The sequence below is a fragment of the Planctomyces sp. SH-PL14 genome (genome assembly GCF_001610835.1).
GTDB lineage: Bacteria > Planctomycetota > Planctomycetia > Planctomycetales > Planctomycetaceae > Planctomyces_A.
Genome location: NZ_CP011270.1, coordinates 3,144,586 through 3,164,036, shown reverse-complemented (window position 1 = coordinate 3,164,036; position 19,451 = coordinate 3,144,586). Strand labels below are relative to the sequence as shown.

15 protein-coding genes are annotated in these 19,451 nt (G+C 66.0%); 9 read left to right on the top strand and 6 right to left on the bottom strand.

The window, feature by feature from the left end; genetic code table 11:
• Nucleotides 1–25 precede the first annotated feature (25 nt).
• The 7 genes from VT03_RS12310 (at nt 26) to VT03_RS12280 (ending at nt 7,516) form a co-directional block, all read left to right on the top strand.
• Entirely contained in the window at nt 26–1,462 is a 1,437-nt protein-coding gene (locus tag VT03_RS12310; protein ID WP_075093252.1) for a hypothetical protein, read from the top strand.
• 9 nt (nt 1,463–1,471) lie between these two features.
• Nucleotides 1,472–1,882 (top strand): hypothetical protein, encoded by a 411-nt coding sequence (locus VT03_RS12305; protein WP_075093251.1) that lies wholly within the window; start codon nt 1,472–1,474, stop codon nt 1,880–1,882.
• Nucleotides 1,879–2,760 (top strand): SCO family protein, encoded by an 882-nt coding sequence (locus VT03_RS12300; RefSeq protein WP_075093250.1) that lies wholly within the window; start codon nt 1,879–1,881, stop codon nt 2,758–2,760. The genes VT03_RS12305 and VT03_RS12300 overlap by 4 nt, the downstream gene beginning before the upstream one ends.
• A 79-nt stretch (nt 2,761–2,839) precedes the next feature.
• The gene (gene coxB, locus VT03_RS12295) at nt 2,840–3,853 is read left to right on the top strand and encodes a cytochrome c oxidase subunit II (RefSeq protein ID WP_231870647.1); all 1,014 of its coding nucleotides are present in this window, start codon (nt 2,840–2,842) and stop codon (nt 3,851–3,853) included.
• Nucleotides 3,854–4,046: 193 nt separating this feature from the next.
• Nucleotides 4,047–5,792 (top strand): cytochrome c oxidase subunit I, encoded by a 1,746-nt coding sequence (gene ctaD / locus VT03_RS12290; RefSeq protein WP_082846157.1) that lies wholly within the window; start codon nt 4,047–4,049, stop codon nt 5,790–5,792.
• 109 nt (nt 5,793–5,901) lie between these two features.
• A complete protein-coding gene (locus VT03_RS34635; RefSeq protein WP_082846156.1) occupies nt 5,902–7,053 on the top strand; it encodes a cytochrome c oxidase subunit 3 in 1,152 nt (383 codons plus the stop codon).
• A gap of 67 nt (nt 7,054–7,120) precedes the next feature.
• Nucleotides 7,121–7,516 (top strand): cytochrome C oxidase subunit IV family protein, encoded by a 396-nt coding sequence (locus VT03_RS12280; RefSeq protein ID WP_075093249.1) that lies wholly within the window; start codon nt 7,121–7,123, stop codon nt 7,514–7,516.
• Between the two features lie 508 nt (nt 7,517–8,024).
• Here VT03_RS12280 and VT03_RS12275 read toward each other — a convergent pair.
• The 3 genes from VT03_RS12275 to VT03_RS12265 form a co-directional block, all read right to left on the bottom strand.
• Nucleotides 8,025–9,119, bottom strand: coding sequence for a hypothetical protein (locus tag VT03_RS12275; RefSeq protein ID WP_075093248.1), 1,095 nt, complete (start codon nt 9,117–9,119; stop codon nt 8,025–8,027).
• Nucleotides 9,119–10,558 carry a c-type cytochrome gene (locus VT03_RS12270; RefSeq protein WP_075097081.1) on the bottom strand — a complete coding sequence of 480 codons (1,440 nt, stop codon included), beginning with the start codon at nt 10,556–10,558 and terminating at the stop codon, nt 9,119–9,121. The genes VT03_RS12275 and VT03_RS12270 overlap by 1 nt, the downstream gene beginning before the upstream one ends.
• A 211-nt stretch (nt 10,559–10,769) precedes the next feature.
• A complete protein-coding gene (locus VT03_RS12265; RefSeq protein ID WP_075093247.1) occupies nt 10,770–11,357 on the bottom strand; it encodes a TetR/AcrR family transcriptional regulator in 588 nt (195 codons plus the stop codon).
• 135 nt (nt 11,358–11,492) lie between these two features.
• On the opposite strand from VT03_RS12265, the gene VT03_RS12260 reads away from it, so the two are divergent.
• Nucleotides 11,493–12,257 (top strand): SDR family NAD(P)-dependent oxidoreductase, encoded by a 765-nt coding sequence (locus VT03_RS12260; protein ID WP_075093246.1) that lies wholly within the window; start codon nt 11,493–11,495, stop codon nt 12,255–12,257.
• Nucleotides 12,258–12,421: 164 nt separating this feature from the next.
• Nucleotides 12,422–13,708: a PP2C family protein-serine/threonine phosphatase gene (locus VT03_RS12255; RefSeq protein WP_075093245.1), complete on the top strand. Its 1,287-nt coding sequence runs from the start codon at nt 12,422–12,424 to the stop codon at nt 13,706–13,708.
• A gap of 401 nt (nt 13,709–14,109) precedes the next feature.
• Here VT03_RS12255 and VT03_RS12250 read toward each other — a convergent pair whose 3' ends face one another.
• From VT03_RS12250 to VT03_RS12240, 3 genes are all read right to left on the bottom strand, one after another.
• Complete coding sequence (locus VT03_RS12250; RefSeq protein ID WP_075093244.1) at nt 14,110–15,399, bottom strand: mandelate racemase/muconate lactonizing enzyme family protein; 1,290 nt, start codon at nt 15,397–15,399, stop codon at nt 14,110–14,112.
• Between the two features lie 106 nt (nt 15,400–15,505).
• A complete protein-coding gene (locus VT03_RS12245) occupies nt 15,506–16,876 on the bottom strand; it encodes a DUF1501 domain-containing protein (RefSeq protein WP_075093243.1) in 1,371 nt (456 codons plus the stop codon).
• Between the two features lie 16 nt (nt 16,877–16,892).
• On the bottom strand, nt 16,893–19,223 hold the full coding sequence (locus VT03_RS12240) for a PSD1 and planctomycete cytochrome C domain-containing protein (protein WP_075093242.1): 2,331 nt from the start codon (nt 19,221–19,223) through the stop codon (nt 16,893–16,895).
• Between the last annotated feature and the right edge of the window lie 228 nt (nt 19,224–19,451).

Genomic DNA, 19,451 nt, shown 5'->3' with positions numbered 1-19,451 from the left:
TCACCGTCATTTCCCTTCGGAATTCATGGCCGGTCATCACTCCTCTCCGCCGTTCGACCTCAGCCGCGACCGCACGCTTCGCGGCCAGGGGACGGCCTACGCCCGCACCGCCGCCGTTGTCGGTCTCGTCTGCCTGGGCCTGGCCCTCGTCGTCGCGGCCCTGACGGGCGGCACCGCCCGGATCGACCAGACCTTCGACCTCCAGCACGCGCCGCCGGCCCTCGTCGGCGTCGTCCAGCTCCTGGCGGACAAGGAAGGGACCGCGCCGGAGTCCTATGACGGCCGGCCGATCGCCGACATCAACAAGCTGGCGCACGAGCTGTTCAGCAAGGAACTCCCCCCGCACTGGGACACGTTCCTCCAGGAAAAGACCGGCGGCGGCTGGCAGCGGTTCCAGGCGAGCTACCTCGTCGCGTTCCTGTTCGTCGTCAGCCTCTCGGTCGGCGGCCTGTTCTTCATCCTGATCCAGCACCTCGCCCGCGCGGGATGGAGCGTCGTCCTCGGCCGGATCGCCGAGATCATGGCCGCCTCGATCGGCCTCGTCTCGATCCTGGCCCTGCCGATCGTCCTGCCGCTCCTCTTCGGGAGTCACTCGCTCTACGAGTGGAACGACCCGCACCTTGTCGAGACCGATGCCCTGATCCGCCACAAGCGGGCCTGGCTCAACCCGACCTTCTTCACGATCCGGGCGGTGCTCTACTTCGGCGTCTGGGCGCTCTTCAGCCGCTTCTTCCTGGCCCGCTCGCGGGAGCAGGATGAGTCGGGCGATCCCGCGCTGACGAGCCGGATGCAGGCGGTCGCGCCGATCGGCACGCTGCTCTTCGCCGGAACGGTCAACTTCTTCGCCTTCGACTTCATGATGTCCGTCGCGCCGCACTGGTTCAGCGCGATCTACGGCATCTACTACTTCGCCGCCTCGGTCGTCGGCGGGCTGGCGACGATGATCCTGCTCTGCGTCTGGCTGAAGCGCCGCGGCGTCATCGGCAGCGAGATGACGATCGATCACTTCCACGATCTCGGCAAGCTGCTGTTCGGCTTCAACTTCTTCTGGGGCTACATCGCGTTCTCGCAGTACGTCCTGATCTGGTACGCGAACATCCCGGAAGAGACCGGCTGGCTCATCCTGCGGCAGCAGAACGGCTGGCAGTGGCTGAGCCTGACGCTCCTGTTCGGGCACCTGTTCATCCCGTTCCTGGGCCTGATGTCCCGCCGCTCGCGGCGGAGCATTCCGTCACTCGTCTTCTGGGCCTGCTGGCTGCTCGCCATGCACTGGCTCGACCTGTACTGGAACGTCCTTCCCCAATTCAGTCTCCGTCCGTGGCCGGGCGTGCTGGACCTCCTGCTCCTGGCGGGACTCTCCAGCCTGTTCCTGGCCGCCTTTTTCCGGACGGCTTCGTCCAAGGCGCTCGTGGCCGTGCGCGACCCGCGGCTGTCCGAATCCCTGGCCTTTCACAACGCGTGAGGTAAGTCGATGTCCGCTGCAACGCTGGAACCGAAAACCGTTACCGCCACCGTCGCCCCGCAGACCGCGGGCGCCCAGGTCAAGGCTCCGCTGTCTCCCGCCGATCAGTTCGAGCGGTACGACACGATCGATACGCCGCGGATCGTCGTGATCGGGTTCGTCGCCGCGATCCTGACCTTCGTCGCGATCCTCTCGGCCCAGGCGGTCTTCTTTGCCGCCGACAAGGCCGAGGTCCAGAAGAAGGAAGTCGCGATTGCCGACACCCTCACCTCTGATGCTCTCACCCAGCAGCAGAACCGCCTCGCCGCCTACGGCTGGGTCGATTCCGCCAAGGGAGTCGTCAGCATCCCGGTCACGGAAGCGATGAAGCTCGTCGTGACGGAACAGCAGTCCAAGTCGGAAGGGAACGCCGCCCAGTGAGGTCCGGCCTCCTCCTGTCGAGCGTGCTGGCGATCGCCGGGCTGTGGTCTCTGACCGCGGCGCCGGCGCTGGGGCAGGTCGTGCGCCCCGTACAGCAGCTCGATGGCGTGAAGGTCACGGAGCATCTCAACACGGCGCTCCCCCTGAACCTGAACTTCCGCGACGACCGGGGCAAACCGGTCCGCCTGAGTCAGATCTTCGACGGCCAGCGGCCGGTCGTCCTGTCGCTGAACTACGCCAGCTGCCCCATGCTGTGCGGGCTGCAGCTGAACGGAATGGTCGACGCCCTGGCCCGCGTCCCGCTGGAGCCGGGCCGCGACTACCAGATCGTCTCGGTCAGCATCGACCCGCTCGAAACCCCGGTCCAGGCGCGGCTGGCGAAGCAGAACTACCTCCGGGCCTTCGGCCGTGGAAACGGCGACGGCTGGCACTTCTTGACCGGCCGCGAGGACGAGATCCGGCAGCTCGCCGAAGCGGTCGGGTTCGAATACCGCTACATCCCCGAGCGCCGCGAGTACGCTCACGCCGCCCTGTTCACGATCGCCACGCCGGACGGGCGGCTGTCGCGATACCTGTACGGCGTCCGCTTCGATCCGCAGACGGTCCGGCTCTCGCTCGTCGAAGCGGCGGCCGGAAAGATCGGGACGACGCTCGATCAGGTGCTGCTCTTCTGCTTCCACTACGACGCGCTGGCCGGCAGCTATGCCCCCGCCGCGATCTCCCTCATGAAAGCCGGGGGAGCGGTCACGATCCTGGGGCTCCTGGCGTTCCTGGTCCCATGGTGGCTCCGCCGCCGGCCGAGTCCGGTGGCGACCTCCCCGCCGCCCGGGTCTCCGCCGCCGACAGGACCGGGACTCCCCAAGCCCGCGGTCGCATGAGCGGGACCCAGGTCCTCTCCGCTGCTCCTGCCGCCGCCCACCAGCAAATCAAAACCTCCGCGAAGTGAATCCGGTTCCGATGACGAAGGTCCTCACCCTGCCGTTCTCCCACCTGTCCGGGTTGATGTCCGGCCTGCTCGCGCAGTCCTCCGGCGGCACGCTCTCCTTTCCCGCCCAGGGATCGGACTTCGCGTCGAACGTGGACACCCTGTACTACACCATCACCGGCATCGCCGCGGTGTTCTTCGTCCTGATCGTGGCGGTCATGGCCTACTTCGTCGTGCGGTTCCGCCGCCGGCCGGGGCATACCGTCCAGCCGAGCCCGTCGCACAACACGCCGCTCGAAATCATCTGGTCGGTCCTGCCGGGGTTCATCCTGGTCGGGATCTTCGTCGCCGGCTTCTCGATCTTCCTGAACATGCGCCGCGTTCCCGCGGGGGCCTACGAGATCAACGTGACGGCCCGCAAGTGGAGCTGGGCTTTCCAGTACCCGGGCGGACTGGCGGTCGAAAACCTGCACGTGCCGGCCGACCGCCCGGTGCGGCTCCTGATGGGCTCGCAGGACGTGATCCACAGCCTGTTCATTCCCGCCTTCCGCGTGAAGCAGGATCTCGTCCCCGGCCGCTACACCGACATGTGGTTCCGGGCGACGACGCCGGGAACGTACCGCCTGTACTGTGCCGAGTACTGCGGCCAGCAGCACTCGATGATGGTCGCCAACGTCATCGTCCACCCGCCCGCCGAGTTCGATCAGTGGCTCCGGGCCGAAGCGGACAAGCTGAACGATCTTCCGCCGGTCGAACTCGGGGCCCTCCTCTACAAACGTCAGGGATGCGCCCAGTGCCACGCCGTCGACGCGAACACGTCGGGCAAGGCGGGACCGTCGTTCGTCGGCCTGTTCGGAACACAGCGGGCCCTCGCCTCGGGCGAAACGGTCGCCGCCGACGAGAACTACATCCGCCGCTCGATCCTCGAGCCGCAGGCCCAGGTCCGGGCCGGCTTCCAGCCTGTGATGCCGACCTACCAGGGCCGGCTCAAGGATCGGGAGATCGAAGCCCTGATCGCGTACATCAAGAGTTTGAATCCGCAGTGAGGGAGGGGGCGGGGGAATGAAGGACCGGGGATGAGGGACTAGGGACGAGAGACTAGGGAAAAGAGCCCAAGCCTCACGTCCCTGTCCGCCAAAGACCAGACAACGCCAGTCCCTTTCCACCCTAGTCCCTAGTCCCTAGTCCCTAGACTTCCGCCCCCAGACTCTCGCCCCTCCTCCGCAGCCACAGCGTCCCATGTCCCAAGCCGTTCACCACACGACCGCTGCCGGTGCCGCCGCCGCCGTTGCCCACGTTCATGGGCACGGAGAAGCGGACTACCTGACCTGCTCCTCCGGCTGGAAGTCGTGGGCCTTCACGCTCGACCACAAGCGGATCGGGGTCATGTACCTCGTCGCCATCCTGCTCGCCTTCCTGGGCGGCGGGGTGATGGCGCTGATGATCCGCCTGGAGCTGCTCGTTCCCGGGAAGCTGTTCCTCAGCGAGGACCAGTACAACCACATGTTCACGCTGCACGGCGCGATCATGACCTTCCTGTTCCTGATCCCCAGCATCCCGGCCGCCCTCGGCAACTTCATGCTCCCGGTCATGCTGGGGGTGAAGGACGTCGCCTTCCCGCGGATGAACCTCGCCAGCTTTTACCTGTGGGTCGGCGGGGCGATCTTCTTCATGTCCGCCATCGTCTTCGGCGGCCTCGACACCGGCTGGACCTTCTACACGCCGTACAGCACGACGACCAATACCAGCGTCGTCGCCGCGAGCCTGGGGGTCTTCATCCTCGGCTTCAGCTCGATCTTCACCGGCCTGAACTTCCTGGTGACGATCAACATGATGCGGCCGGCGGGGATGACCTGGTTCCGGATGCCGCTCTTCCTGTGGAGCCTCTACGCAACGTCGATCATTCAGATTCTGGCCACGCCGGTCATCGGCATCACCGGGATCCTGCTGATTGCCGAGCGGACCCTCGGGATCGGCGTCTTCGATCCGGCCCGCGGCGGGGATCCGGTGCTGTTCCAGCACTTCTTCTGGTTCTACTCGCACCCCGCGGTGTACATCATGATCCTCCCGGCGATGGGGGTGATCAGCGAGCTCGTCTCGACCTTCAGCCGCAAGCCGATCTTCGGCTACCGCTTCATTGCCTACAGCTCGATCGCCATCGCGCTCCTGGGCTTCCTGGTCTGGGGGCATCATATGTTCGTCAGCGGCCAGTCTCCGCTGGCGGCGATGGTCTTCAGCGCCCTGACCTTCAGCGTCTCGATCCCGTCGGCGATCAAGGTCTTCAACTGGCTCTCGACGATGTACAAGGGCTCGATCAGCCTCGAGACCCCGATGTGCTACGCCCTGGCCTTCATCTTCCTGTTCGGGATCGGCGGCCTGACCGGCCTGCACCTCGGCTCGCTGGCGACCGACGTCCACCTGCACGACACCTACTTCGTCGTGGCCCACTTCCACTACGTCATGATGGGGGGAACGCTGATCGCCTTCCTCGGCGGGCTGCACTACTGGTGGCCGAAGATGTTCGGCCGGATGTACAACGAGAACCTGGCCCGCATCGCGTGCCTGATCATCTTCGTGGGCTTCAATGCCACGTTCTTCCCGCAGTTCGTCCTCGGCAGCCGCGGGATGCCCCGCCGCTACGCGAACTACGATCCCGAGTTCCAGGTCTTCCACCAGTTCAGCACGACCGGGGTTTTCATTCTGGGTGGCGGACTCCTGCTGTGCGCCTGGGTGCTGATCCAGTCGCTCCGCAACGGCCGCCGGGCTCCTGCCAACCCGTGGGGTGGCTCGACGCTCGAGTGGAAGTGCAGCTCGCCTCCGCCGCATCACAACTTCGACTGGCCCCCGGTCGTCTCCGACCCGTACGAGTACGACCACATCCTGTACGACCCGAAGGAGGGGGGCTACGTCGAGGTCGAAGAGGTCTCGCCGGACCCCGAAGACGAGTCCGATGACGAGTCCGATGACGAGTCCCCGTTGCGCTGACAGCCGTCCGTTGTCAGTCGATTGAAGATCGGCCGGTCGCCAGAGGTTTCTGGCGGCGGACTGATCCCGACACTCCCCACACGTCGCCCCGCCCGGTGGTTTCGCGTTCATGTCCCACAGCAGCCATCCCGCCTCCGTCCCGACTCCTCCGCATGGCGGTTCGGCGGATTCGCATTCGCACGGCCATGGCGGCCACGGCTCCCACGGAGGCCATGGCCATCAGGGGGGAGACGGTCACCATGGCGGCCACGGACATCCGCGGTTCCTGGCCCATCACTTCGGTTCGGCGCAGCAGCAGTTCGATGCCGGCAAGTTCGGGATGTGGCTGTTCCTGGTCACGGAAGTCCTGTTCTTCAGCGGCCTGTTCTGCGCCTACGCCGTCTACCGCAGCACGCACGCCGAGGCGTTCGCCCACGCGGACAAGTACCTCGATCCGACACTCGGCGCGACGAACACCGCGGTCCTGATCTTCAGCTCGCTCACGATGGCCTGGGCGGTCCGCGCCGCTCAGCTCGGGCAGCAGAAGCTCCTGGTCCTCCTGCTGACGATTACGCTCGCCTGTGCGAGCATCTTCCTCGGCGTGAAGGCGGTCGAGTACAGCCACAAGTGGGACACCGGCGTCCTGTGGGTCTCGCAGTTCAATCCGCAGGAGCACGCGGCGCACAGTCCGGCGCTCCTCGTCCTGTCGATCCCCGCCATCCTGGCGACGATCATGACCGGCATCGGCTTCGCGGTCGCCCGCTCGAAGAAGGCGGCCATCATGGCCTCCCTGTGCGGGGCGCTCCTGGTAACGAGCGGGGCGTACTTCGTCGGCGTGGGGATCGGCAAGGGGGTTCCGGCGATCCAGGCCGCCATCCTCGGGAAGCCGGCCCACGGCGAAGAGTCGCATGGTGCTGAGAGCCACGGCGGCGAGTCACACGCGGCCGATGCGGGCCATGCCGCCGAGGCGGGACACGCCGCTGACGAGCACGCTCACGCGGCCGCTCCGGGGGGAATGGTGCCGGCCGCTACGGCGGCTGAGCAGGCCAAGGTCGACCGGACCTATACGGGGATCTTCTTCAGCATCTATTACGTCATGACCGGCCTGCATGCGATCCACATCCTGGCCGGGATGGGGACGATCACGTGGCTCCTGTGGCGGTCGCTGCTGGGGCACTTCGGTCCGGATTACTTCGGCCCGGTCGACTATGTCGGGCTGTACTGGCACCTTGTCGACCTGATCTGGATCTACCTGTTCCCGCTGCTGTATCTCGTCGGATAGGTCGTTTCCGAGTTTCGACGCACTTCTCTCCTTACCGGCCGCCGGCCGTTTTGATTCAGGCCCGAACATGTCGCACGAACATCACGCTCCTCATGGTCAGGCTCCTGCCGGTGGCGATCACGGGCATGGGGCGCACGTCCACGTGATGCCGTTGTCGGTGCTGTTTACGATCTTCACGCTGCTGATCGTGTTTACGGCGATGACGGTGGCGATTGCCCAGTTCCATCTGGGGAAGTGGGAAGTCCCGATCACGATGCTGATTGCCACTACGAAGGCGACGCTGGTGGCGGTGTACTTCATGCATTTGCGGTACGACAATCCGTTCAATGCGATGATCTTTGTGTTTTCGCTGCTGTTTGTGGGGCTGTTTCTGGGTGGGGCGCTCATGGATGTTGGGCAGTATCAGGACTCGTTGATTCCGCCTGTGGTGCAGGATGCGCCGGCCGCGGCGCCAGCTAAGTAGATTTCGAAATTCAGCCACAAATGAACACGGATAAACACAGATAGGGCGGGATCAGGCGAGCGATACGACGTTCGTTCAAGCACGTGCTTGCCGGCGCAGCGTTGTTAGCTCAAACCCAACGTGCCATGGCCGCTGGAGTCAAGGGGGCCTCGCCCCCTTGCCGCCGGAGGCGCTTCCATGAGGAACCGTGGTGAGCAACGGACGTCCGCTTTGTGGGAGCGGCGTTGAGAACTCACCGCTCGCCCTGCAATCCCGGCGGGTTGGTAAGGGGGCATACGGCACGCTGTCCGCGTTTGGACACGCGCTCCTTCAGAGAGAGCGAGACAGGCCAAGCCTCCGGCGGGCAAAGGGGATTCTCCCCTCTGCACTCCCTGACCAGGGTGCCCCTGGACCCGATCTGGGCCATGATCCTGATTTGCGCCGCTCTACCTTCCGCCTGAACCCCTTTGGCCTCCCGCACAGGCCCCCTTGCATCCCCCACCAGGGGTGACCCCCTGGACCCCGGTCTTCAGACACGGCTTTCGTTGGTGAAGATCTCTCGACGCGTCCGGACGATCGTCCAGCCAATCAACCCACCATTGAGAACAAGAAACCCCAGAAACGCACCCAGCCCGCCAATCTGCATCGCATCCGCATGCATCGCCTGAACCTCCGCCAGCGTCACCGACCCCAACCGAATCGACTCCCGCACCACCGCCATCCCCGAAATCGTCGCCAGACACCCAACGGTAATCGCCAGACGATCGACCAGCGTCGTCACCCCGCTCCGGGCAACCCGAACCCAGCCCACCAGCTGGGCCACAGCGCCCAGTGACGCAGTCGCCAGATAAGGCCCGCCAAGCCAGCTCACAGCCGGAGCCCGCTGTTCCGCCGGCAGCAGCAGGAAGTAAACGGCCCCCGCGATCCCGGCCGCCACAAGCCCCCCCGCCCCGGTCGCCGCCAGCCGCCGCCACGCCGACCGCTCATCCGGATCGAGCACGAACCCCGGCGTCTGCCGCGCCTGCCACATCAACAAAACTGCCAGCGTCGAAAACGCCCCCAGGAACCACATCGCCAGCCGCGCGAACATCCCCGTCGCCACATAGAAACTCCGCCCCTCAGCATAAAAGCCCCGCCACACCGCTTCGTCGAGACTCAGCAGGTGGTTCTCCGTCCACGACCAGGCAATGAACGCAAAGCCCAGAAACACGACCAGCCGGGCCCCGATCTGCACCGCGACTCCGCGAGCCTGGATCCAATGGCTCTTGAGGACATACAGCATGTAAAAGCAGACGATCAGGATCGGAAGGATCAGCATGAAACGGTGCGAGAGCAGCTGATTCGCCGTGTAGAACTCCCGCTGATACAGGATCTGAACGAACAGCAGCGGCGCCACACCGGCCGTGATCGCGAGGCCGGTGGCGAACGGAATCCAGTCCTTGATCAGCCGCTGCCAGCAGCACGCCTTCCGGCAACCGCCGCCCCAGAAACTCGCGAGCAGCAGATAGCTCGCCCCCGCCAGCACATAGTTCATGAACACGACATGGACCACGAGCGTCGCGACGTAGAGCGCGAGGTAGAAAGCGGTCGCCAGGGGAAACCCCAGAGGAAATATCGCATCCATCACTTCACCTCCTTCGCGGCCTGAGCGGCACGGGCAGCCACGGTCTCGGAATCGCCCCCTCGGCCGGTCCCCGCTTCATCGAGCCACTTCTGAATCTGCGCCTGCACGGTCTCGTCCGCGGAGGTCTCCCACTCCGCCGGTCGTCCTTCATGCCGCCAGGTGATGAACTGCACGAGGGCTTCCACCTCGTCCGCCGTCCCCGCAAACGGAGGCATGAACGCCTTGGTCCGCTGGAGCTGCGCGAAGTTCAGCCGCTTCTGGTCAAGCGACCAGGTCTCCGTGAGCTCCACGAGCGCGTTCGCCCCCGCGAGCGTATGACAGATGCTGCACTGGATACGGAACACCTGAGCCCCCAGCCGGACCTGAGGCGTGGGGTAGTTCTCGCGGTCGCGGAGTGGATACGGATCGCGGCTGACACAACCGGTCCGCCGGAGCTCCGCTACGTCCTCCGGCGTCAGCGAGTTGGAGTACAGGTATTCGCGGATCGTGAACGGCTTGCGGACCCCTTCCCGGACGAACTCTCCGCCGGCGGTCGCCAGCCCCGCCAGGAACAGCAGAAGGGCCGAGGTCGCGACGTTGACGTAGAGCTTCTCCCGCAGGATCGCCACCAGCGAGTAGACCCCGATCAGGGCCGAACTGCCGACTGCCAGCGTCAGGAACATTGTCATCGCGATGCTCCCTCCGGTGACCCAGCCGCGGCTGTCCTCGGGGATCACGCCGATGTACCACAGCCCCAGGAGCGGCATGAGGATCATCAGGCTCAAGGGGCGGGCACAGACCGAGATCAGCGAGGCCCGCTCCTCCCGCGAGAAGCCGGGAACGGCGTTGATCAGCACGCACGCGGCCAGCGACGCCTCGGCCATGGCCGAAATCGTGCGGAACACGAGCGACGGCCAGAAGCTGGGATTGAAGAACCCGTCCCACACGCCGCGGGTCTCGAGCCACCGTCCCGGCGTGAGCTGCCAGGAGAGGATCCCGTTGATCCAGAACAGACTGAACCACGCCGCCAGGGAATAGAGAACGAGCAGCTTGAGCCGCAGCCCGTCGGGGAGTTTCTGTCCGTAGCGGTAAAACATGTAGCCGGAGACGACCTCCAGGCTGAAGAAGGTCCACTCGATGGCCCACAGCCAGTGGAACTCGCGGACCATGACGCCGATCGTCCGGGCGCTGATCTGGATCGTCGTGAACCACATCGCCACGCCAGTCACCGCCCCCATCACAAAGCTGACGAGCACGAGAACGCGGAAGTAGTCGTCGACAAACCGCCGCCCGTTGGGACAGCGGCCGGTCTGGTAGAGCCACTGGATGTAGCTCATCAGGATCCCGCCGCCGATGGCGAGCTGCGCGAGAAAGACGTGAAAGATCCCCAGCCCGCCGATGACCAGGCCCTTCATCAGCGGGTCGAGGTCGTTCACCGGGTAGTACGAGAACGCCAGCATTCCAGGTTCCTTGTTGCCGCTCGGAGACGTCCGCACTCGGATGCCGCGAGCAGGTGCCGCATCGTAATCATCGCCGGCCTGGATGAGGCGACTGGTCCGGAAGTTCGGCGGCCGGAGGCTTTCCAGAAAGCGGGACGCGGTACGCTCGCCCATTCTCACGCCGGGCGATGGCGTGAGTCCCTCCGCGGTGCGACGATTTGCCGCGTCGACGCTACGGCCGGACGAGCGACAGAATCCGGTCGACAACCTCCTTGCCGAACTTCTGATCGAGCTTCTCGTGCCGGATCAGGAGCCGGTAGTAGATCGGACCATAGATCAGGTCGATCAGCACCGCGGGGGTGACGGCCCGCGTGAACTCCCCGCTCGCCTGGGCCCGCTCGATCCACTCCGTCGTGAAGGCCCGCCGGCGGCTCATGTAGCGGTTGCGGTACTCTTCCAGAATCGTCGGATCGCTCTGCCCCTCGGCGATGATCTCGGCCGCGACCTTCCCGAAGAACCCGCCCGCCAGCCGGATCACTTCGGCCACCTGGGCCCGGATCGCCTGCTCGGCGGTTTTGGCATCCGGCACCGCCAGCTTCACGGCGATCCGCTCCTCGAACATGTCGAGGACGAGCGCCGCTTTGGAGGGCCACCACTTGTAGAGCGTCGGCTTGCCGACCCCCGCCCGCCGCGCGACCTCCTCCATGGTGAGCTCGCGGACCGATTTCTCCTGCAGGATCTCGAACACGGCGTTCAGGATCCCTTCGTGCGACGCGGCCGCCGTACTGCGGGGGCGACCGCGGGTGCGACCTTCCGTCATGGCCGGTCCTCCAGAAATAAATTTACGTTACGTTCTGTTATTGACGGCCGGGCAGCGGCCGATATTATTGAACGCATCGTAACTCAAATTCAGTGGCCGGCCAGTCCGGTCACGTCACTCCGGGGAGAGAAGATCATGCACGGACTCGACAACAAGATCGCTCTGGTGACAGGAGGAAGCCGCGGGCTGGGACGGAACACCGCCCTGCAACTGGCTCGCGCGGGGGCCGATGTCGTCCTGACCTATCGGACGAACAAAGCCGAGGGGGAGGAGGTCGTCCGGGAAATCCAGGCGCTTGGCCGAAAGGCGGTCGCGCTCCCGCTCGATGTCTCCAAGGTGGAGACGTTCGACTCCTTTCGCGAGTCCTTCACGAAGGCACTCCGGGAGACCTGGCAGCGGGACTCGTTCGATTTCCTGGTCAACAACGCGGGGATCGATATCGCCCAGCCGTTCGGTCAGGTGACGACCGAGGCCTTCGACCAACTCATGAACGTCCACTTCCGCGGGACCTTCTTCCTGACGCAGACGCTCGCGCCGCTCGTCGCCGAAGGGGGCCGGATCATCTGCACCTCGACCGGCCTGACCCGGTTCGCCATCCCGGGCTACGCCGCTTATGCGTCGATGAAGGGGGCCCTCGAGATCTTCGTCAAGTACCTCGCCAAAGAGCTTGGGCCGCGAAAGATCCGCGCCAACATTGTCGCCCCCGGCGCGATCGAGACCGACTTCACCAAGGAAGCCCTCGCGCACCCCGGTATCGAAGACTTCCTCAAGTCGCAGACCGCGCTCGGCCGCGTCGGTGTCCCGGACGACATCGGCGGCGTCGTGACGTTCCTCTGTTCCGAAGAGGGCCGCTGGCTCAACGCCCAGCGGGTCGAGGCCTCCGGCGGGATGTTCCTCTGATGGCCGAACCGTTCGACAATCGGCGACGGTATCCGCCACGTTAAGAATGCCAGCGACTCGCTTCAGCCGCCGCTCCGGAACGCTCCCAAGTCGCCGGGCCCAGACATAGGATGAAGGTCCTTCGACCAGACTGTTGACTCGACCGCCGGAGCGGATGGGGCCTTATGTTCAATACGCATCGGACGTGGCAGGAAGAGCTGGAGATCATCGACCGGACGATGAAGGCCATCTCCGGCGTGACCGATCCTGAAGAGTTGATCGAGATCTACTGGAACGGAATCGGCGACCTGATCGGGATCGAAGACTACGTCGCCGTCTCACGGCGGCATATCGAGCCACCCTACTATCTTATCACCCGCTCGTCCCGGTTCACGGAGCACTACAACCCCTGGACCGAGAGGGAAAAGCTCCCGCGGATGACCGGCGGCCTGCTTGGCGAGATCGCGTACGCCAACCGGCCGATCCTCATCGAGGATCTCTCTTCGCGGCTCAAAGAGGACGACCCGGCCTGGTTCTACCTGCAGGGGTTTCAGTCGCTCGTGGCTTTGCCGCAGTATGACACGGGGGAAGGGCTCAACGTCACCGTCATGCTCTACCCGCCCGGCCGGACGTTCAATCCGGCGATCGTCCCCATGATCCACTGGCAGGGGGGACTCTTCGGTCGCGGGACGCAGAACCTCGTGCTGCGGAACCAGCTTGGTGAGGCGCTCCTGTCGCTCGATCGGGAGATGCAGGCGGTCGGGAACATCCAGCGGTCTCTGCTGCCGGACCGGATGCCCGAGATCCCCGGCTTCGAGATGGCGGCCGATTACGAGACGAGCTCGCGGGCCGGCGGGGATTACTACGACTACTTCCCGCTCGACAACGGCGAATGGGGCCTGTTCATCGCCGACGTCTCGGGTCACGGAACCCCGGCTGCGGTTCTGATGGCGATCACGCACGCTGTCGCGCATGCCCAACCGGGAACGCACACGCCGCCGGAAGCGCTGCTGGAGTACCTCAACACGCAGCTTGCGGAAGCCTACACCCGCGACGGGACGTTCGTGACCGCCTTCTACGCGGTTCTGAACGCACAGGATCGGACGCTGACTTACGCCCGCGCCGGACACAATCCACCGAGGCTGGTCCGCGGCGACCGGGTTCTGTCGCTGGACGAGGTGGGAGGGTTGCCGCTGGGGCTCGTTCCCGGGCAGGCGTATGAACTGGCGCGAGTGCTGCTTGAGCCGGGTGATCTTGTGCTGCTCTATACCGACGGGATTATTGAGGCGACTTCGCCCCCCGGTCCATCGGAGGAGCTGTTTGGCGTCGGGCGGCTTGATGCGGTCTTGGTCAAATGTCGCGACTGCGGTGCCGAGGGTTGTCTGGAGAGGATTCGTGCTGCACTGACGACGTTCACGGGGAGTGCGCCGCCTCCGGACGATCAGACGCTGTTTGCCCTGCGAGTGTTGTAAAGGCGGCCGGATCCTCTGTCGTGCAACTCAACCGGGGTCCAGGGGGGCACCCCTGGTGGGGAGAGCAGAGGGGCAACGCCCCTTTGCCCGCCGGAGGCCTGGCCGTCGAGAACTGTCTGAAGGAGCACGTGTCCAAACTTGGACAACGTGTTGTATGCCCCCCTCACCAACCCGCGGGGATTGCAGAGCGAGCGGTGTGATGTGAGGGAGTCCTCAACACCGGTTCCACAAAGGGGACGTCCGTTGTTTACCACGGTTCCTCATGGAAGTGCCTCCGGCGGCAAGGGGGCGTGGCCCCCTTGACCCCAGCCTGCCGTGGCACGTTGGGATTGAGCTATGAGAGTCGTACCGGCAAGGACGGGCTTTGAGACATCGAGGGCCAGCCGCCCTTCCCGTCGCCTTCACAGCTTCGTGCACCGATAGCCCGGGTGCGCTTCACTGAACAGCTCCGGCAAGAGCCGCGTCCCCAGCCCCGGCCGCTCGGGCAAGGCCGCGTGGCCATTCGTGATCTCGACATTCTCATCGATCAGCAGCGGATACAGCGTCCGGATGTGCGCCCGAACCGTCTCCTGCCACATCACATTCGGCACCGCCGCCGCAACATGCAGCCCAGCGAAGAGCGTCAGCGGCCCCGTGCAGTCATGCATCAGCGTCGGCACGTTATAGATTTGCGCCAGCTCCGCGATCCGCCGCGTCTCGCTGATCCCCCCAACCCAAGTCGGGTCCGCCATCACGAAATCCGCCGCCTGCCGCTCCAGCACTTGTCGGTACGCATCGCGGGTAATCAGCATCTCGCTCACGGCCAGCGGAATCCCGCCCCGCTGCCGCAACACCGCCATCGAGTCGACACAGTCGGGCCGGAGCAGATCCTCGACCCACAGCGGCGCAATCTCCCGCAGCCCCTCGCAGATCCGCGTCGCCGCCGGGACAGAGAAGAACCCGTGCCCGTCGAGCATCAGCTCCATCCGGTTGCCGACCCGCTCCCGGATCGCCACGAGCGGCGCGAGCCCCTCTTCAAGATCGGGCCAGCGGATCATCGCCCCGCCCGAGCGCTGATAGATGCCGTCGAGCGACCAGAGCTTCATCGCCGTGATCCCCTCGGCCAGCAGCTCCTCGGCCAGCTCCGCCGGCTCGTTCACGCTCCGCCAGTTGTCCTCCAGCGGTCCCGAACGCCCCGGGTCGCCATGTCCCGGCCAGCCCTGCGAGTCGGGCGCGTCGAGCCGGCGGCGGCCATAGAAGGGCCCGCCGCAACTGTTGTAGACGGGGATCCGGGTCTTGACCGGGCCTCCCAGAAGCCGCCAGACCGGCTCCCCCAGCATCTGCCCCGCAATGTCCCACAGCGCGAGATCGACCGCCGAGAGAGCCCGCATTTCGGCTCCCATGCCGCCGAAGGACGCGCACCGCTCGTAGAGGAACCGCCAGTGGCTCTCGATCGCCATCGCGTCCGCGCCGAGCAGCCGCCGGGCCATCCAGTCATGCAGGACCGCCGCCACGGCATGCGGCAGATAGTAGGACTCGCCGTGGCCAATCACCGGTTCGCCGTCAACGGTCCCGGCGTCGGTGTGAAGCCGGATCAGCACCAGCCCCGCCATGACGTCATGCGGGATCACGGTCTCGATCGCGGTGATCCGCGGCCCCCGCTCATAGGCGTGCTCCTGAATGGGGCTCGACGCACGGGAGGAGCTGGCCAATGCGGAGGACCTTGCCGGATCGAGGAGAGGAGGACGGCGCGCAGGACGGCGGCGGTTGTTGAACACGAAGACTCAAACACAGAAGGAGAGGGACACGGAGTGTTGGTCACGACACGATTTCGCGGATCACGCGGCCGTGGACGTCGGTCAGGCGGAAATCGCGTCCCGCGTAACGGTACGTCAGGCGGGTGTGGTCGATCCCCAGCAGGTGCAGGATCGTCGCGTGCAGGTCGTGGACGTGGACCGGTTTGACCGCCGCCTTGAAGCCGAACTCGTCGGTCTCGCCGTAGGTCATCCCGCCGCGGACGCCCCCCCCCGCCATCCACATCGTGAAGCCGTAGTGGTTGTGGTCGCGGCCGTTGCCGTTCTCGGTCGTCGGCGTCCGGCCGAACTCGCCTCCCCAGACGACGAGCGTCTCTTCGAGGAGTCCCCGCTGTTTGAGATCGCGAAGGAGCGCCGCCATCGGCCGGTCGATGTCCTGCGCCAGGCCGCGGACGCTCTTGTCATGCCCCGAGTGCGTGTCCCACGGCTGGCCGTTGCCGTAATAGATCTGCGTCAGCCGGACCCCGCGCTCGGCGAGGCGGCGGGCCAGGAGGCACGAGTTGGCAAAATGCCCCGTCCCGTACTCCGCCCGCGTCTGCTCCGACTCCTTCGAGAGATCGAATGCCTCGGACGCGGACGTCTGCATCCGGAAGGCCGTTTCCATCGACTGGATCCGGGCGGTGAGCTGGGCGTCCGCCTCGCGCTCGGCCAGGTGCTCCGCATTGAGAGCCCGGAAGAGGTCGAGCTGCCGCTCCTGGTCCGCCTGTGGCCGGTCCGACCGCAGGTACGGGATCAGCTTGTCCGCCGCCATGTCGGTGTGGTTGACGTAGGTCCCCTGATACTCGCCGGGGAGGAATCCGCTGCTCCACAGGATCGAGAACCGGACCGGCCGCCCCGGGCAGAGGACGATGTAACCGGGGAGGTTCTGGTTCTCGACGCCGAGGCCGTACAGCATCCAGGCCCCGACGCTCGGCTTCGTGGGGACGATGAACCCCGTGTTCATCATCTGCAGCGCCGGCCCGTGGTTGGGGTTGTCGGTGTAGACCGACCGCAGGACCGCCACGTCGTCGATGCACTGCGCGAAGTGCGGCAGAAGTTCGCTGACCGGGACTCCGCTCTCGCCGGCGGGCTGATAGGCGAATGGCGACGGCAGCAGTCCGCCGGTCTTTCGCTCGGTCCGCAGGTTGGCGGCGTCAGGACGCTGACCTTCGTACTTCAAGAGAGCCGGCTTGGGATCGAAGAAGTCGGGCCCGAACGGCCCGCCGTTCATGAACAGCTGAATGATCCGCTTGGCCCGCGGGAGGCCGGTGACCGCGGCCGGCGACAGCGACGAGTTCGCCGCCAGGACCTGCGCGAGCCCGATGCCACCCATTCCTGCACCGAGCCCGGTGACGAACCGGCGGCGGGAGAGCGGCGGGGAATTCTCGAATGACATCGCTCGGCCTTTCGGGTCAGTCGAGGAACATGAACTCATTGAGGCTCAACAGGACATGCACGTAGTCCTGCCACGCCCGCTGGCGGACCGCCGGTTCCGCCGAGGCTTCGAGGAACGCGATCCCCCGCGCGACTTCCGAGTCCGTGGGGGCGCGCTGCAGCAGCGTCTTGTAGCAGACGTCGATCCGTTCCCTGGTCGGCACTCCGTCGCGCGAAGCCAGCTCGGTCCCGAAGGCAGTCGAAAGCTGCTTCAGCAGCGGTCCGTTCAGGACGTAGAGCTGCTGGAGCGGAGTTGTCGTCGGTTCGCGGCAGGGGTTGTGAGCCGAGGCCTCCGGGAAGTCGAACAGCCGAAGCATGACGTGCAGGTCTTCCCGGACCACTTTGCTGTAGAGCGTCCGGCGGACGTTGGCCGGTGTGTCGACATCATCCGCTGGCCCATAGAGGCGGTCGCTCAGCCGGCCGGTCGCGGCTAGCAGCCCGTCCCGCCAGAGTTCCACATCGAGCTTCCGCCGGGGCATCCGGCTGAGGAGCTGCGCCGCGGGGTCCCGTTCGAGCGACGCCGCCGAGCCGCGGCTCGCCTGCTGGAACGTCGCCGAGAGGACCATCTCGCGGAGGAGCCGCTTCACCGACCAGTTCTCAGCGATGAGCCGCGCGGCGAGGAAGTCGAGGAGCTCCGGATGGGTTGGCCGCTCCCCCTGCTGGCCGAAGTCGCTCGTCGTCCGGACGAGCCCCTGACCGAAGACCTGAGCCCAGAGCCGGTTTACGAGGACCCGCGCCGTGAGAGCCTGCGAGTCGCGGAAGAGGGCGTCCGCCAGATCGCGTCGGCCACTGCCGTCCGCGAACGGCTTGCCGCCGTCGGCACAGAGCACCGTCAGGAACCGCCGCGACACGATCGAGCCGGGATCGGAAGGATTCCCGCGGCGGAAGACGGGGAGGTCCCGCATCTCGCCGCGGCGGACGATGAGCTGCGTCGCGTCGTCCCCTTCGGGCGCCACTTCGAGGCTCGCGTCCTCAACCATGTGGGCCATCGGGGCGTCGAGATCGGGACGGGCAGTTCGCAGCGCGGCGATCTGGTCGCGGAGGGCCGCCGCTTCTTCCGGCGGACTCTCCTTTTTGAGGGCCGCAATCTTCGCCTCCAACGCGGCGACTTCTGCCTTTGCTTTCAGGACTATCTCGGCCCGCTCTCGCGGCATGAGCGGGCGGTCGACGATCTGCGTGTTCGCCATGATCCCGGCGAAGGCGTAGTAGTCCTCGATCGTGATCGGATCGAACTTGTGGTGGTGGCAGCGGGCGCAGGCGACCGACAGGCCGAGGAAGGTCCGCGAGACCATGTCGATCCGCTCGTCCCACTCGTCCGCCACCGTCACCTTGATGACGTCGGGGGCGAGCTTCAGCTCTTTCCAGTACGCGGGGCTCAGTCCGAGGAGGCCGAGCGCCGCGAGGTCCTGGGGATCGGTCTCCGGGATCCGGTCCGCCGCCAGTTGAAGCCGGACGAACTCGTCGTAGGGGCGGTCCTCGTTGAAGGCGCGGATCACCCAGTCCCGGTACCGCCACGCATGAACAGCGCTCGTTCCATAGGCCGGAACCTGATCCACATAGCGGACGAGGTCGAGCCAGACCCGGGCCCACCGCTCGCCAAAGTGCGGCGAGGCGAGGAGGCGGTCGACCTGCCGGACGTAGGCTTCGCGGCTCGGATCGGCACGGAAGGCGTCGATCTCCTCCGTCGACGGAGGGAGTCCGGTCAAGACGAACGAAAGCCGGCGGAGGAGTGTCCGCGGGTCGGCCTGCGGCGCGGGCGGGAGACCTGCTCGCTGGAGCGAATCGACGATGAACCGGTCGATCGGGCCTTCGATCCGCGTCTCGCCGGGGACCGCCGGAGGAGTCACCCTGCGGAGCGGCTGGAATGACCAGAAAGCCCGGTCCTCTTCGGTGATGAGGGACGCGCTGACCTCGGCCGGTTCGGGACGCCGCGTGCCGGCTCCGGCGTCGATCCACTTTCCGATCAGCTCGACCTGGGCCGGTGTGAAGCCAGGGGCCCCTTCGGGAGGCATTTCGTGATCGCGGATCCGGACGTAGAGGGGGCTTTCCTCACGTTTCCCCGGGACGATGGCAGGGCCGGAGTCGCCACCGGCCGTCATCAGTCGGACGAGTCGGACGTCGAGGCTCCCTTCGGGGGTGTCCGAGTCGCCGTGGCAGTTGAAGCAGCGGGCTTTGAGGAGGGGGCGGATCTGGTCCTCGAAGGTCGGCGTCGGAGCCTCGGCGGCTGCGTGGGGAGCCAGGCAGTCCAGCACCAGAGAGAGGAGCAGGAGGAGGGCGAAGAGCGGCGGACGGAACGGCTCGCGACGCATGGATTGAAGACTTTCCCCCTTGCGGTCGGAGAGTGCGGGCCGGAACGACAGATCAGGGGATTCTTATGTTGTTCGGTCGAGCGGTCGACTGCAAGCGCGTCTCGTCCTTGCCGGCACGGCTCCCATAGCTCAAACCCAACGTGCGACGGCAGCCGGGGTCAAGGGGGCCTCGCCCCCTTGCCGCCGGAGGCACTTCCAGGAGGAACCGTGGGACACAACGGCCGTTCC

Excerpts from the sequence above, each read along its gene's own strand:
- VT03_RS12310 (WP_075093252.1), top strand. The coding sequence starts at position 26 with ATGGCCGGTCATCACTCCTCTCCGCCGTTCGACCTCAGCCGCGACCGC.
- VT03_RS12260 (WP_075093246.1), top strand. The coding sequence starts at position 11,493 with ATGCACGGACTCGACAACAAGATCGCTCTGGTGACAGGAGGAAGCCGC.
- VT03_RS12240 (WP_075093242.1), bottom strand. The coding sequence starts at position 19,223 with ATGCGTCGCGAGCCGTTCCGTCCGCCGCTCTTCGCCCTCCTCCTGCTC.
- coxB (WP_231870647.1), top strand. The coding sequence starts at position 2,840 with ATGACGAAGGTCCTCACCCTGCCGTTCTCCCACCTGTCCGGGTTGATG.
- VT03_RS12270 (WP_075097081.1), bottom strand. The coding sequence starts at position 10,558 with ATGCTGGCGTTCTCGTACTACCCGGTGAACGACCTCGACCCGCTGATG.
- VT03_RS12255 (WP_075093245.1), top strand. The coding sequence starts at position 12,422 with ATGTTCAATACGCATCGGACGTGGCAGGAAGAGCTGGAGATCATCGAC.
- VT03_RS12305 (WP_075093251.1), top strand. The coding sequence starts at position 1,472 with ATGTCCGCTGCAACGCTGGAACCGAAAACCGTTACCGCCACCGTCGCC.
- VT03_RS12280 (WP_075093249.1), top strand. The coding sequence starts at position 7,121 with ATGTCGCACGAACATCACGCTCCTCATGGTCAGGCTCCTGCCGGTGGC.
- VT03_RS12265 (WP_075093247.1), bottom strand. The coding sequence starts at position 11,357 with ATGACGGAAGGTCGCACCCGCGGTCGCCCCCGCAGTACGGCGGCCGCG.
- VT03_RS34635 (WP_082846156.1), top strand. The coding sequence starts at position 5,902 with ATGTCCCACAGCAGCCATCCCGCCTCCGTCCCGACTCCTCCGCATGGC.
- VT03_RS12275 (WP_075093248.1), bottom strand. The coding sequence starts at position 9,119 with ATGGATGCGATATTTCCTCTGGGGTTTCCCCTGGCGACCGCTTTCTAC.
- VT03_RS12245 (WP_075093243.1), bottom strand. The coding sequence starts at position 16,876 with ATGTCATTCGAGAATTCCCCGCCGCTCTCCCGCCGCCGGTTCGTCACC.
- ctaD (WP_082846157.1), top strand. The coding sequence starts at position 4,047 with ATGTCCCAAGCCGTTCACCACACGACCGCTGCCGGTGCCGCCGCCGCC.